10 protein-coding genes are annotated in these 12,865 nt (G+C 74.6%); 6 read left to right on the plus strand and 4 right to left on the minus strand.

Translation table 11 applies throughout. The features are described 5' to 3' along the window. Positions 1–174: 174 nt before the first annotated feature. The gene (locus ACGF0D_RS01695) at positions 175–5,229 is read left to right on the plus strand and encodes a hypothetical protein (RefSeq protein WP_392913598.1); all 5,055 of its coding nucleotides are present in this window, start codon (positions 175–177) and stop codon (positions 5,227–5,229) included. Between the two features lie 117 nt (positions 5,230–5,346). Beyond that, the gene (locus ACGF0D_RS01700) at positions 5,347–6,276 is read left to right on the plus strand and encodes a cellulose-binding protein (protein WP_392873052.1); all 930 of its coding nucleotides are present in this window, start codon (positions 5,347–5,349) and stop codon (positions 6,274–6,276) included. A 109-nt stretch (positions 6,277–6,385) separates the two neighbouring features. Here ACGF0D_RS01700 and ACGF0D_RS01705 read toward each other — a convergent pair whose 3' ends face one another. Together ACGF0D_RS01705 and ACGF0D_RS01710 are read right to left on the minus strand one after the other, a co-directional pair. After that, positions 6,386–6,706 (minus strand): hypothetical protein, encoded by a 321-nt coding sequence (locus ACGF0D_RS01705; RefSeq protein ID WP_392873054.1) that lies wholly within the window; start codon positions 6,704–6,706, stop codon positions 6,386–6,388. Next, positions 6,703–7,500, minus strand: a complete 798-nt coding sequence (locus ACGF0D_RS01710; RefSeq protein ID WP_392913599.1) for an alpha/beta fold hydrolase — start codon at positions 7,498–7,500, stop codon at positions 6,703–6,705. Before ACGF0D_RS01710 ends, ACGF0D_RS01705 begins: the two co-directional genes overlap by 4 nt. A 93-nt stretch (positions 7,501–7,593) precedes the next feature. Between ACGF0D_RS01710 and ACGF0D_RS01715 the strand changes: the two genes are divergently transcribed. Together ACGF0D_RS01715 and ACGF0D_RS01720 are read left to right on the plus strand one after the other, a co-directional pair. Next, positions 7,594–8,598 carry an ABC transporter ATP-binding protein gene (locus ACGF0D_RS01715; RefSeq protein WP_392913600.1) on the plus strand — a complete coding sequence of 335 codons (1,005 nt, stop codon included), beginning with the start codon at positions 7,594–7,596 and terminating at the stop codon, positions 8,596–8,598. A gap of 1 nt (position 8,599) precedes the next feature. Then, a complete protein-coding gene (locus ACGF0D_RS01720; RefSeq protein WP_392873063.1) occupies positions 8,600–9,367 on the plus strand; it encodes an ABC transporter permease subunit in 768 nt (255 codons plus the stop codon). Positions 9,368–9,404: 37 nt separating this feature from the next. Here the strand turns inward: ACGF0D_RS01720 and ACGF0D_RS01725 are convergent, their stop codons facing one another. Beyond that, positions 9,405–9,728, minus strand: a complete 324-nt coding sequence (locus tag ACGF0D_RS01725; RefSeq protein WP_392873065.1) for an ATP/GTP-binding protein — start codon at positions 9,726–9,728, stop codon at positions 9,405–9,407. Between the two features lie 371 nt (positions 9,729–10,099). On the opposite strand from ACGF0D_RS01725, the gene ACGF0D_RS01730 reads away from it, so the two are divergent. After that, on the plus strand, positions 10,100–11,248 hold the full coding sequence (locus tag ACGF0D_RS01730) for an LLM class flavin-dependent oxidoreductase (RefSeq protein ID WP_392913715.1): 1,149 nt from the start codon (positions 10,100–10,102) through the stop codon (positions 11,246–11,248). 82 nt (positions 11,249–11,330) lie between these two features. Here the strand turns inward: ACGF0D_RS01730 and ACGF0D_RS01735 are convergent, their stop codons facing one another. Further along, positions 11,331–11,723, minus strand: coding sequence for an SCO5389 family protein (locus ACGF0D_RS01735; protein WP_392873067.1), 393 nt, complete (start codon positions 11,721–11,723; stop codon positions 11,331–11,333). Between the two features lie 481 nt (positions 11,724–12,204). Between ACGF0D_RS01735 and nucS the strand changes: the two genes are divergently transcribed. Then, complete coding sequence (gene nucS, locus ACGF0D_RS01740) at positions 12,205–12,864, plus strand: endonuclease NucS (protein ID WP_392873070.1); 660 nt, start codon at positions 12,205–12,207, stop codon at positions 12,862–12,864. Position 12,865: the final 1 nt, after the last annotated feature.

The raw sequence follows: 12,865 nt of genomic DNA on the forward strand, positions 1-12,865 counted from the left end.
GAACCCCGCGATCCCACGCCCCGGACTCCGACGACCGCGGCGGGCGGCCCCGGCATGACGGGGGACCGTCCACCGGCCGCGGATGCAAGGAGCCAGTCGGACCGGCACCCGGGATACGGGAGCCCGGCACCGGCCGGGTCGAGGACGCGACCAGGAGATGGATGGGACCGCGGAGTGCGGGGCAACGACCGCTACGAGGCTGACGATCACCTCTCCCAGTTCGAGGCCGAGATGGGTCGGACTCGGAAGGAGCGGGACAAGGCAGTCGAGCATGCCGAAGACCTCGCCTACCAGGTTGAGGTGCTGCGGGCGAAGCTGCACGAGTCCCGCCGCATGCTCGCCCAGCCGCGCGCCTTCGACGCCGTCTCCGGCCAGGCCGAGCAGATGCTCCGCACCGCCGAGATGCAGGCCCAGCAGCTGCGCGCCGACGCCGAGCGCCAGCTGCGCGACTCCCAGGCCGCCACCCAGCGGATCATGGCCGAGGCCGCCGAGCGCACCGCCCGGCTGGAGGCCGACCTCGCCGCCCGCCGCCGCCAGCTGGAGGACGAGCTCACCGAGCTGCGCCGCTCCGCCGAGCAGCACGTCAACGGCTGGGCCGAGCAGACCAGGGCCGGCTCCGAGCAGGAGGCGCAGCGGCTGCTCCAGGACGCCCGCACCGAGGCCGAGCGGATGGTCGCCGCCGCCCGCGCGGAGGCCGTCGCCCTCTCCGACCAGGCCCGCGCCCAGACCGCCGCCGACGTGGACGCCGCCCGCGGTGAGGCCCACGCCGCCGCCGAGGCCGCCCTGCAGCGGGCCCAGAACGACGCCGAGCGCCTGCTGCGCGCCGCCTCCGAGCAGGCCCAGCAGGCCGGCGCCCAGGCCGCCGCCGACGTGGACGCCGCCCGGGGCGAGGCCCAGCAGCAGCTGGCCGCCGCGCACGCCGCCGCCGAGGGCCAGCTGGCCGCCGCCCAGGCCGAGATCGGCCGGCTCAAGGCGCAGGCCACCGCCGAACAGGAGCGGGCCGAGCAGCAGCTCGCCGCGGCCAAGGCCGAGATAGACCGGCTGCGCGCCTCGGCGATCGCCGAGGCGGAGCGCACCCGCCACGAGGCCACCGAACTGCGCGCCCAGGCCGAGCAGGCCGCCGAGCGGCTCCAGGCCGACGCCGAGGCCGCCGCCGAGCGCAGGGTCGCCGACGGCGAGGCCGCCAACGAGCAGCGCTCGCAGACCGCCCGGGCCGAGGTGGCCCGGATGGTCGCCCAGGCCACCCAGGAGGCCTCGGCGATCCGCGCCGAGGCCGAGGCCGTCCGCACCGAAGCCACCACCAAGCAGGCCGAGGCCGACGCCGCCAAGGCCGCCGCGGCCGAGGAGGGCGAACGGCTCCGGGCCACCGCCGAGTCGGTGGCCACCCAGCTGAAGACCGAGGCCGAGGCGGCGATCGCCGAGCTGCGCGCCCTGGCCGAGCGGGACGTCGCCGAGCTGCGCGCGCAGGCCGAGGCCGACGCCCGGCGACTGCGCGGCGAGGCCGAGGAGGAGGGCCGGGCAGCCGGCGCCAAGGACGCCACCGTCCACCTCGCCAAGGCCGCCAAGACCGCCGAGGAGATCCTCGGCCGGGCCAACCAGGACGCCGAGACGGCGCGCGGCGAGGCCGCCGCCGAGGCCGAGCGGATCCGCGCCGAGGCCGCCGCCGAGGCGCAGCGGCTGCGCGAGCAGGCCCAGGCCGCCGTCGAGCAGGCCCAGAACGCCGCCCTGGACGACGCCGCCGCGATCCGCGAGCGGATCGAGCAGATGCAGGACGAGGCGGCCCGACTGCGGGCCGAGGCCGAGGAGCTGCGCGCCCAGGCCGCCGCCGAGGCCGACCGGGTGCGCGGCGAGGCCCGCCGGCAGGCCGTCGTCCAGATCGAGGAGTCGGCGAAGAACGCCGAGGAGCTCCTCACCAAGGCCAAGGCCGACGCGGACGAGCTGCGCGCGGGCGCCGCCGGGGAGATCGAGCGGCTGCGCGAGCAGGCCCAGGAGCAGGCCGCCGAGACCCAGGGACGGGCCGAGCAGACCCTCACCCGGGCCCGCGCCGAGGCCGAGAAGATCACCGGGGCCGCCGAGCAGCAGGGCCAGGACGCGCTCGCCGCCGCCAAGGCCGCGGCCGCCGAGAACCGCGCCGCCGCCGAGCGCGAGACCGCCGAACTCCGGCGCGACGCAACCGAGTTCGACCAGCGGGTGCGCGCCGAGGCGACCGCCGCGGCGGACGCCCTGACCACCGAGGCGCAGGCCGAGGCCAACGCCGTCCGGGACGCCGCGGTGGCCGACGCCGAGCGGGTGCGCACCGAGGCCGACACCGAGGCCGCCCGCGCCCGGGCCGAGGCCGAGGCGGCCGCGAACGCGCTGCGCGAGGAGAGCCTGCGCGAGCGCGAGGAGGCAGCCGACGGGCTGCGGCGGGAGCGCGAGGAGACCTCCGAGCACCTGGACGCCGCCGAGACCACCCGTGAGGAGGCCGAGCAGGCCGCCGGGGAGCTGCGGGCCCTCGCCCAGCGCGAGACCACCCAGCAGCGCGAAGCCGCCGAGGCCCACGCCGACCGCGTCCGCACCGAGGCCGAACAGCACGCCACCGACCTCACCGAACGCACCGCCACCGAGACCGCCGAGGTCCGCGAGGCGGCCGACCAGCACGCCACCGAGGTCCGCGCCGCCGGCGACGCCTACGCCACCGAGGTCCGCGAGGCCGCCGACACCTACGCCGGCGAACAGCGCACCGCCGCCGACACGTACACCGCCGAAACCCGCGAGCAGGCCGACACCTACGCCGCCGAGCAGCACACCGCCGCCGACACGTACACCGCCGAAACCCGCGAGCAGGCCGACACCTACGCGACCGAGCAGCACGCCACCGCCGACGCCTACGCGGCGCAGACCCGGGCGGAGGCCGAGCAGGCCGCCGGGGAGCTGCGGGCCCTCGCCCAGCGCGAGACCACCCAGCAGCGCGAAGCCGCCGAGGCCCACGCCGACCGCGTCCGCACCGAGGCCGAACAGCACGCCACCGACCTCACCAAGCGCACCGCCACCGAGACCGCCGAGGTCCGCGAGGCGGCCAACCAGCACGCCACCGAGGTCCGCGCCGCCGGCGACGCCTACGCCACCGAGCAGCACACCGCCGCCGACGCGTACGCCGCCGAGACCCGCGAGCAGGCCGACACCTACGCGACCGAGCAGCACACCGCCGCCGACGAGGTGCTGGAGCGCGCCGGGGCCACCGCCGAGCAGCGCCGCGCCGAAGCCGTCAAGGACGCCAAGGCCACCCGCGAGAAGGCCACCGCCGAACTGGCCCTGGCCAACGAGCAGGCCTCGACCGTCCGGGCCGAGGCCGGCCGCGAGCTGTCCGAGGCCCGCGCCACCGCCGACGGCATCCGGGCCGAGGCGACCGCCGAGCTGGAGCAGGCCAAGGCCGACCGCGCCGAGCTGATCGCCGCCGCCAAGGCCGAGGGCGCCGAGCTGGTGGCCGTCGCCGAGGAGGAGGCCGCCGAGGTCCGCCAGTCGGTGGCCGGCATGCACGAGGCCGCCGCCGAGCAGATCGCCGCGCTCAAGGCCGCCGCCGAGGAGGCGGCCGCCGAGGTCCGCGAGACCGCCGAGCAGGACGCCACCGAGCTGCGCACCCTCGCCGAGCACGAGACCACCGAGCAGCGCGAGCTGGCCGAGCAGGAGACCACCGAGCAGCGCGAGGCCGCCGACGCGTACGCCGCCGAGCTGCGCGCCCTGGTCGAGCGCGAGGCCGCCGAGCAGCGCGAGCTCGTCGACCGCGAGACCGCCGACCTGCGGGCCCGTACCGAGGCCGAGACCACCGCGCTGCGCGAGCAGACCGAGCTGGAGCTGGCCGCCGAGCAGGAGGCCGTCGAGAACGAGCTCGGCCGGCAGCGCGCCGAGGCCCTGGCCTACGACGGGCAGCTGCGCGCGGACGCCGAGGCCGAGCTGCACGCCGCCCAGGAGGCCGCCGAGCAGCTGCGCGCCGAGGCCGAGGCACAGGCCGCCCGTACGGTGGCCGAGGCCGAGGCCCAGGGCGCCCGCGGCATCGCCGACGCCGAGGAGCTGTCCGCCGGCCTGCGCGCCGAGGCCGACGAGTACGCCCTCGCCACCCGCACCCTGGCCGACGAGTACGACTCCGCCGCGCACTCCCGCGCCGACGCCTACGACGCGCAGACCCGGGAGGCCGCCGAGCAGTTCGACAAGGCCACCCGCGACCACGCCAAGTCCGTCCTGGAGAAGGCCTTCGCGGACGCCGAGGCACTCGGCGAGGACGCCCAGACCACGGCGCTGGCGACCACCGCCGCCGCCGAGGAGCAGGCGGACGCGATGGTGGCCGCCGCCCGCAAGGAGGCCGACCGGCTGGTCGCCGCGGGCGAGGCGGCCGGTCAGGCCGAGGTCGAGAAGGGCCGTTCCGACGCGGACGCCCTGCTCGCCGAGGCCCGCCGGGACGCGACGGCGATCCGCGAGCGCGCCGAGGAGCTGCGCGAGCGCACCGACGCCGAGGTCGAGGCCCTGCACGAGCGCGCCCGCAAGGAGAACGCGGCGGCCATGAAGTCGGCCGGCGAGCGGGTGGACGCGCTGGTGACGGCCGCCCAGGAGCAGCTGACCGAGGCCGAGGATCAGGCGGTGTCCACCGTCGCCGAGGCCGAGGACCGCGCGGCGGCCCTGGTCGCCGCGGCCGAGGACCGCGCGGCCGAGCTGACCTCGGAGGCCTCCGCGGAGGCCAGCAAGGTCCGGCTGTCCGCCGTCCGCAAGGCCGAGGGCCTGCTGAAGGAGGCGGAGACCAAGCTCGCGACCTCCACCGACCGGGCCGAGTCGCTCATCGAGAAGGCCGAGACCAAGCTGCGGTCCTCGGAGACGGAGGCCGAGGAGCGGCTGGACCGGGCCGCCGCCGAGGCGGAGAAGCGGCTGCGGGAGGCCGACGAGGCCGCGGACGAGCAGGTCGAGCTGGCGAAGGCGGAGGCCGAGCGGCTGCTCGCCGAGGCGAAGGCCGAGGCGAAGCGGGTCACCGACGAGGGCCGCCGCGAGCTGGACGAACTGGTGCGCCGCCGCAAGGACATCAACACCGAGATCTCCAGGGTCCAGGACGTGCTGTCCGCCCTGGAGGCGTTCGAGGCGCCGTCACCGGTCGCCCAGGCCAACGGGGGTAGCAACAAGAAGGACGGGGGCGCCAAGGCCGGTGCCGGAGTTGGCTCCCCCCGGTCGGGTGGCAATCGCTCCAAGAGCTCACCACCCGATTGAGCGGACATTGGCGGTCATTGTCCGTGAGAGAACGGCGTATCGCCGTCGACACTCCGGTACCGTGTCAGGATTCCCTCAACCACCTCAGCGGTTTGACGACAGGAAGCCCAGAACCCCATGAGCGACAGTCACTCCCCTCACGGCTTCGACCTGGTGCGCCGTGGGTACGAGCGCGCCCAGGTCGACGAGCGGATCACCAAGCTGGTGGCCGACCGTGACAGTGCCTTGACCCGGATCAGTGCGCTGGAGAAGCGCATCGAGGAGCTCCACCTGGAGACCCAGTCCGCCCAGGCGGCGGTCGTGGAGCAGGAGCCCTCCTACGCCGGTCTCGGCGCCCGGGTCGAGAAGATCCTGCGACTCGCCGAGGAGGAGGCCAAGGACCTGCGCGACGAGGCGCACCGCGCCGCCGAGCAGCACCGCGAGCTCGCCGAGGCCGCCGCCCAGCAGGTCCGCACCGAGGCCGAGAACTACGCCAAGGACCGCAAGGCCAAGGCGGAGGACGAGGGGCTGCGGATCGTCGACAAGTCCAAGAGCGACGCCGCCCAGCTGCGCGCCGAGGCCAACAAGGACGCCCAGAACAAGCGCGAGGAGGCGGACGTCCTCTTCGAGGACACCCGTACCAAGGCCGCCCAGGCCGCGCTGGAGTTCGAGACCAACCTGGCCAAGCGCCGCGAGCAGTCCGAGCGCGACCTGGCCGCCCGTCAGGCCAAGGCCGAGAAGCGCCTGGCCGAGATCGAGCACCGGGCCGAGCAGCTGCGCCTGGAGGCCGAGAAGCTGCGCACCGACGCCGAGCGCCGCGCCCGCCAGACCGTCGAGACGGCCCAGCGCCAGTCCGAGGACATCGTGGCCGACGCCAACGCCAAGGCCGACCGGATCCGCAGCGAATCGGAGCGCGAGCTGGCGGCGCTCACCAACCGCCGCGACAGCATCAACGCCCAGCTGACCAACGTCCGCGAGATGCTGGCCACGCTGACCGGCGCGGCCGTGGCCGCCGCCTCGCTGCCGACCGACGACACCATGGGCGTGCCCGCCCAGCAGTCGCGCTGACGCACACCGGCCGAACGGCACGACGGGCCCTCACCCCCTCGGGTGAGGGCCCGTCGGCTTTCGCGCCGTCATCGCCCCCGGCACCGCCCGGCCCGTCGGGCCGCGGCCCTCACCTGGGGTAGGCGCCGTCCGGCCGCTGGTACCCGCTGCTGAGCTGGTTGCCGTCGTCGTCGGAGACGGTGCCGAACCAGGAGGTGCACCAGACCGACACCGAGTCCGGCCAGTACTGCACCTCGAAGGGGTGCCCGGGCCCGTAGTCGCCGTACGAGGTGACGATGAAGGTCTCCCCCGGGCGCATCCAGTAGTCCTCGCCGAGCGGTTCCAGCGTCAGCTCCACCAGCCCCTCGCCCCGGTTGGTCACGGGCATCCGGCCGGTCACCTCCAGCGCCGAGAAGTCCCAGGCCGCCGAGTCCTGGCTCTCCTGGCTCATCCGACGGCCACCCGGGCGAGCAGGGCGCGCACGACGTCGTCGAAGGCCCCGGGTGCCTCCAGGGCGCTCAGGTGGCCCACCCCCGGCAGGACGGTCAGCTCGGCGTCCGGCCTGGCCCGCAGCATCGCCTCGGCCTCCTCCGCCGCCACCAGGGCGTCCTGGGCGCCCGCCACGATCGAGACCGGCACCCGCAGGCCGGCCAGCACGTCCAGGGCGTCCGGGCGGGCCGCCATGGCCCGCTGGGCCCAGGCGACGGCGGCCGGCGGCGCGGCGGCGACCAGCTCCTGCACCCGCTCCACCAGGTGCTGCGAGTCCGGGCCGAGCTGCCCGGCCGCGACCTGCTCGTCCAGCAGCAGCCGCACGCTGTCCCGCGCGGTGACGGCGGCGGCGATCCGCTCCCGGTTGGCCCGTACGGCGTCGGTGTCGGCGGTGGCCCGGGTGTTGGCCAGCAGCAGGCCGGACAGCCGGCCGGGGTGGCGGCGGGCGAAGGCCAGCGCCACGTAGCCGCCCATGGAGAGCCCGCCGACCACCGCGCGCTCGATCCCGGCCGCGTCCAGCAGCAGGGCGAGATCGTCCGCGACCAGGTCCAGCGAGGGCTCGTCGCTCCCCAGCGCGGTGCCGCCGAACCCCCGCTGGTCGGGGGCGAGCACGCGCACTTCGTCCCCGGTCAGCCCGGGCAGCTCGTCCAGTTGGGAGGACCACATCGAGGCGTTCAACGGAAAGGCGTGCAGCAGCACGAGTGGTGTTCCGGTACCGCTCTCGCGGACCGACACTGCGGAGGGACTCTGGGTCATGCGCCCAACCTATTCCGGCACGCCCGGCGGGCCCACTCAGCGGGCCGCGATACCCCCTTTGTCCTAGCCTGGCAAGGAACTGAGGGAGCACGAATGATCGAGCTGCACGAGCTGACAAAACGTTACGGCACGACCCTTGCGGTGGACCGCCTCAGCTTCCGGGTCCCCCAGGGCGTGGTGACCGGCTTCCTCGGCCCCAACGGTGCCGGCAAGTCCACCACGATGCGCATGATCCTCGACCTCGACCGCCCGACCGCCGGGCGGGTCACCATCGACGGCAGGCACTACGGCCAGCTCAGCGAGCCGCTCAAGTACATCGGCGCGCTGCTGGAGGCCAAGGCCGTCCACCCCGGCCGCACCGCCCGCGACCACCTGCTCTGGCTCGCCCAGAGCAACCGCATCCCCGAGCGCCGGGTGGACGAGGTGCTCGCCCTGGTCGGCCTCACCCCGGTCGCCCGCAAACGGGCCCGCGGCTTCTCGCTCGGCATGGGCCAGCGCCTGGGCATCGCCTCCGCCCTGCTCGGCGACCCGGAGATCATCATGTTCGACGAGCCGGTCAACGGCCTGGACCCGGAGGGCATCCTCTGGGTCCGCAACCTGATGAAGCGCCTCGCCGCCGAGGGCCGCACGGTCTTCGTCTCCTCGCACCTGATGAGCGAGATGGCCGTCACCGCCGACCACCTGGTGGTCATCGGCCGGGGCCGCCTGCTCGCCGACCTGCCGATGCCGGAGTTCATCCGGCGCAACTCCCGCTCCGCCGTACGGCTGCGCAGCCCGGAGCCCCAACGGCTGCTCGACGTCCTGACCGAGACCGGCCTGCGGCACGAACCTGGCCCGGACGGCTCCTACGAGGTGGTCGACGGGGACATCGCGCACCTCGGCGAGCTGTTCGCCGGGCACAGCGTGGTGCTGCACGAGCTCAGCCCGCAGCAGGCCTCGCTGGAGGACGCCTTCATGCAGATGACGGCCGACGCGGTGGAGTACCACGCGGGCGAGGGGCCGGGTCAGGACGCGGCCGGCGCGCCCGCCGAGTGGGGCGCCGGCTGGAAGGCGGACGGCGCCCGGCAGACCACCACGGCACGGCAGGAGGAGATCTGAGATGGCGTCCTTCCCCGCGGTCCTGCGCTCCGAGTGGACGAAGATCCGCACCGTCCGCTCGACGCTCTGGACGCTCGCGCTGACCTTCGTCGTCACGGTCGGCATCGGCGCGCTGCTGTCACTGCTCACCAACGACAACTTCACCGAGTTCCGACGGCACGACCCCAACCCGTTCGACCCCACCAGCACCGCCTTCTCCGGCATCGTGCTCGGCGAACTGGTGATCATCGTGTTCGGCGTGCTGGCGATCGGCAACGAGTACAGCAGCGGCATGATCCGGCTCACCCTGGCCGCCGTCCCACAGCGCGCCACCCTGCTCGCCGGCAAGCTGGCGGTGCTCGGCGCGCTCGCGCTGGCGGTCTCGGTGCTGACGGCCTTCGTCACCTTCTTCGCCGGCCAGGCGCTGCTCGGCTCGCACTCCACCACGATCAGCGAGCCGAACGTGCTCCGCGCGGTGTTCGGCGCCGCGCTGTACCTGACGATGCTCTGCCTGTTCGCGGCGGGCGTCACCACGATGCTGCACAACCAGACGCTCGCGCTCGGCGTGCTGGTGCCGTTCTTCTTCCTGCTCTCGCCGATCCTCTCGGCGGTGCCGAAGGTCAGGACCCTGGCCCACTACTTCCCCGACTACGCGGGCTCCCGGATGACCCTGGTGTACGAGCAGCAGGGCCAGCCGTACGGACCGTGGGCCGGCTTCCTGATCTGCCTCGCCTGGACGGCGGCGGCCCTGGTCGGCGGCGTGCTGGTGCTCAAGAAGCGCGACGCGTAGCCGGGCCCGCGACGCGCGGCGGCCCCGCGGCGGGCCGTCAGTACCGCGGAGCGCCGCGGCCCCGCAGCAGGTTGGAGGCCCGGCGCTCCCGCGCCCCCCAACAGGCCCGGTGCCAGTGCCGCCGGTCGTCCACCCCCGCGCCGTGCGTCGGCCAGGCCACCACGTGGCCCATCCCCGGCGGGATCTCCTGGTCGCAGCCCGGGCAGCGGTAGAACCGCCCCGCCGTCCCGGCGACCGTCTGGACCACCCACTCGTCGTCCTGGTAGGTCTCGGTACGGCGCAGCGAACCGCCGAGCGGGGCGGTCGGCTCCGCACTCTCGTGGGGGGCGGCGCTCTTGATCCGGTTGCGGCGCGGCGACACGGCGGACTCCCTCTCCTCCTGGGCCTGGATCGTTCCAGCCTACGGCCGATCGGGCTACCCCATCGCTCCTACCACGACCCCGTCCGGTACTTCGGCGTTTTTGCCGAGATCCACCCGATCATCGGGGAAATCCAGGGTTCCGCGTGCCATTGGCACATGACATCGGATACCCACAAGGGGAGAAGGCGGGGCCCGCAGACCCTGCGCGCACCCGAGGAGGACCAACGATGAGCAAGACCAGCGCCCGCGCCGAGAGCGGTCGGCCCGCCCCCGGCCCGACGCTGACCTCCGTCCCCCCGGTGACGGCCGTCGCGGGCGAGCCGCTGCCGGCGACCCTGCGGGCGGGCGCGGTGCCGCCGTCCACCGGTCCGGTGCGGGTCGGCCTGTTCCTGCTGTCCGCGCAGTTCCCCGGACAGGGCCACGGCGAGGTGCTGGAGCGCACCGTCAGCGCGGCCGTCGAGGCCGAACGCTCGGGCCTGGACAGCGTCTGGCTGGCCGAGCATCACTTCGTGCCGTACGGGGTGTGCCCGGACGCCGCCACGCTGGCCGCGATGCTGCTCGGCCGCACCCGCCGGATCGGCGTCGGCACCGCGGTCAGCGTGCTCTCCACCCACCACCCGGTGGGGCTCGGCGAGCAGGCCGCGCTGCTGCACCTCACCTCCGGGGGACGGTTCACGCTCGGAGTGGGCCGCGGCGGGCCGTGGATCGACCTGGACGTGTTCGGTGGAGGCGTGGACGCCTTCGAGACCGGGTTCCCGGAGCGGCTGGACCTGCTGCTGCGCTGGCTGCGCTGCGCCCGGGTGGGCGCGGACGGCCCGCAGTTCGCCTTCCCCGAGGTCGCCGTGGTGCCCCGGGCCACCGAGCCGCTGCGGCGGCCGGGCCTGGTCAGCTGGCTCGGCCTGGGCGAGCGGTCCGGCCCGGTGCGCTTCCCGCGCCAGCGCCGGGACGACGAGGGCCTCGGCGAGGAGCTCACCGCCGACGGACGGCCGGTGGCCGGCCCGCCCGTGGTGGTCGCCTGCACCTCGCCGGGCGGGGTGCGGCTGGCCGCCGAGCGAGGCCTGCCGATGCTGCTCGGCATGCACTCCGGGGACGACGACAAGCTGCGGATGCTGGAGCTGTACCGGACCGCCTGGCTGGCCGCCGGGCGCGGTGAGGAGCAGCTGCGCCGGGTCGGCCGTCAGCACGTCGCGGCCGGGGTGGCCCAGGTCGACGACCGCGCCGCGGCGGCCCGCTCCACCCTGCTGAACGCGATGCCCGGCTGGTTCGAGTACGGGCTCGGCGCGCACCGCACCGTGGACGGCCGCGAGCGCAAGATGCGCGACCCGCGCCAGTACACCGAGCTGCTCTGCGACCTGCACGCGGTGGGCACCCCGCGGCAGTGCGCCGACCGGCTGCTGGCCACCGCCGAGCGCACCGGCATCCGGCGCTTCGCCCTGCTCGCCGAGGGCAGCGGCGACCAGGAGGCGACCCTGCACAACATCGCCCGGCTCGGCTCCGAGGTGCTGCCGCAGCTGGGCTAGGTCCTGCCCGGGCCCGGGCCGCCGCCCCTCCCCCGCACCCGGGGACGGGGCGGCCGGCGCCGCGGCGCGGTACGGCCGGGGCTCAGCAGTCCCGCAGTTCCTCGGACTGGTTGAGCAGCTGCTCCCGGACCGAGGTGAAGCGGTCGTACCGCGCCTCGTTGGCCTCCGACGGCAGGAACACCGCCACCCGGTGGCAGTTCTGGAACGCCAGCCGGACCCCGAAGTGGCGCTGGAGGGCGCCCCGGATGGCGTCGCTGGCGAGGGCGCGCAGCAGCTGGCCCCGGGCCTTCTCGCTGGGGGGCGGTACCTGGTTGTCGGCGAAGTCGGTGCCGTCGACCTTCGCCTGGGCGACCAGCGAGCTGATCAGGTCCCAGGCGTACGGCAGCGAGACGCGGACGCAGTCGACGAATTCCCGCTCGTCGACCTCGCCCCGCTCGGCCTTCTCGAGCAGGGCCGGTGAGACGTCGAGCGACATGGATTCTCCTCTCGCGGTCCACCCGCGCGGCGCCCGGGTGGTCGTGCGTAGGTCAAGCTCACAGTGAGGGTGGCTGATTCGCGCGGGACGTCCGGAACACCGAGGGACAGGGGTTTCCGGCACCTTCGCGACAGCGGCGGCACCACGGGACGTGACGTCCTGGACACCGAACGCGCTCAGAACAGCGTGGCAGTCAACGGCGCGACAGGCCGGTCATTCCTGCGGATTGCTTCGGAAATATGTTGCGCTGCACGGGATTGGCCGGATCCCGTCGGATCGTTCATCTGAAGTCTCCATCCCCGTTGACAGCGATCCCGCGAGCGTGCCGTCACACACCGTAGCGACCCGAAGGGGGCGGCGCCAGACCTCGACGGGCGGGGAGCGGGACCACAGGCCCTCCATGGTGGACGGGTTCGCGCTTTCTTCACCCTGCCGTCGCGGAATCGCATCAACTGGCCCCGGTGGGCTAGCGTGGTCGACCGTGCGTCTCGTAATTGCCCGCTGCTCAGTCGACTATGCCGGTCGGCTCTCCGCCCATCTGCCCTCCGCCACCAGGCTGATCCTGGTCAAGGCCGACGGTAGCGTCAGCATCCACGCCGACGACCGCGCCTACAAGCCGCTCAACTGGATGTCCCCGCCGTGCGCCCTCAAGGAGGCCGACGGGGTCTGGACGGTGGAGAACAAGGCCGGCGAGAAGCTCATCATCACGCTGGAGGAGGTGCTGCACGACTCGTCCCACGAGCTCGGGGTCGACCCGGGCCTGATCAAGGACGGCGTGGAGGCACACCTCCAGGAGCTGCTCGCGGACCGGATGGAGGTGCTCGGTGCCGGCTGGTCGCTGATCCGCCGCGAGTACCCCACCGCGATCGGCCCGGTCGACATCCTCTGCCGCGACGCCGACGGCGCCACGGTGGCCATCGAGATCAAGCGCCGCGGCGAGATCGACGGCGTCGAGCAGCTCACCCGCTACCTCGAACTCCTCAACCGGGACCCGCTGCTGGCCCCGGTCAAGGGCGTCTTCGCCGCGCAGGAGATCAAGCCGCAGGCCCGCGTCCTGGCCACCGACCGCGGCATCGGCTGCGTGGTGCTGGACTACGACGAGCTGCGCGGCATCGACGACGACAAGCTCAAGCTGTTCTGAC

Origin of the sequence: Kitasatospora sp. NPDC048298, assembly GCF_043201465.1 — a bacterium.
Classification (GTDB): Bacteria; Actinomycetota; Actinomycetes; order Streptomycetales; family Streptomycetaceae; genus Kitasatospora.

What these genes read in the sequence shown, in the direction of transcription:
- ACGF0D_RS01700 (WP_392873052.1), top strand. Translation starts at nt 5,347, where the DNA reads ATGAGCGACAGTCACTCCCCTCACGGCTTCGACCTGGTGCGCCGTGGG.
- ACGF0D_RS01705 (WP_392873054.1), bottom strand. Translation starts at nt 6,706, where the DNA reads ATGAGCCAGGAGAGCCAGGACTCGGCGGCCTGGGACTTCTCGGCGCTG.
- ACGF0D_RS01710 (WP_392913599.1), bottom strand. Translation starts at nt 7,500, where the DNA reads ATGACCCAGAGTCCCTCCGCAGTGTCGGTCCGCGAGAGCGGTACCGGA.
- ACGF0D_RS01715 (WP_392913600.1), top strand. Translation starts at nt 7,594, where the DNA reads ATGATCGAGCTGCACGAGCTGACAAAACGTTACGGCACGACCCTTGCG.
- ACGF0D_RS01720 (WP_392873063.1), top strand. Translation starts at nt 8,600, where the DNA reads ATGGCGTCCTTCCCCGCGGTCCTGCGCTCCGAGTGGACGAAGATCCGC.
- ACGF0D_RS01735 (WP_392873067.1), bottom strand. Translation starts at nt 11,723, where the DNA reads ATGTCGCTCGACGTCTCACCGGCCCTGCTCGAGAAGGCCGAGCGGGGC.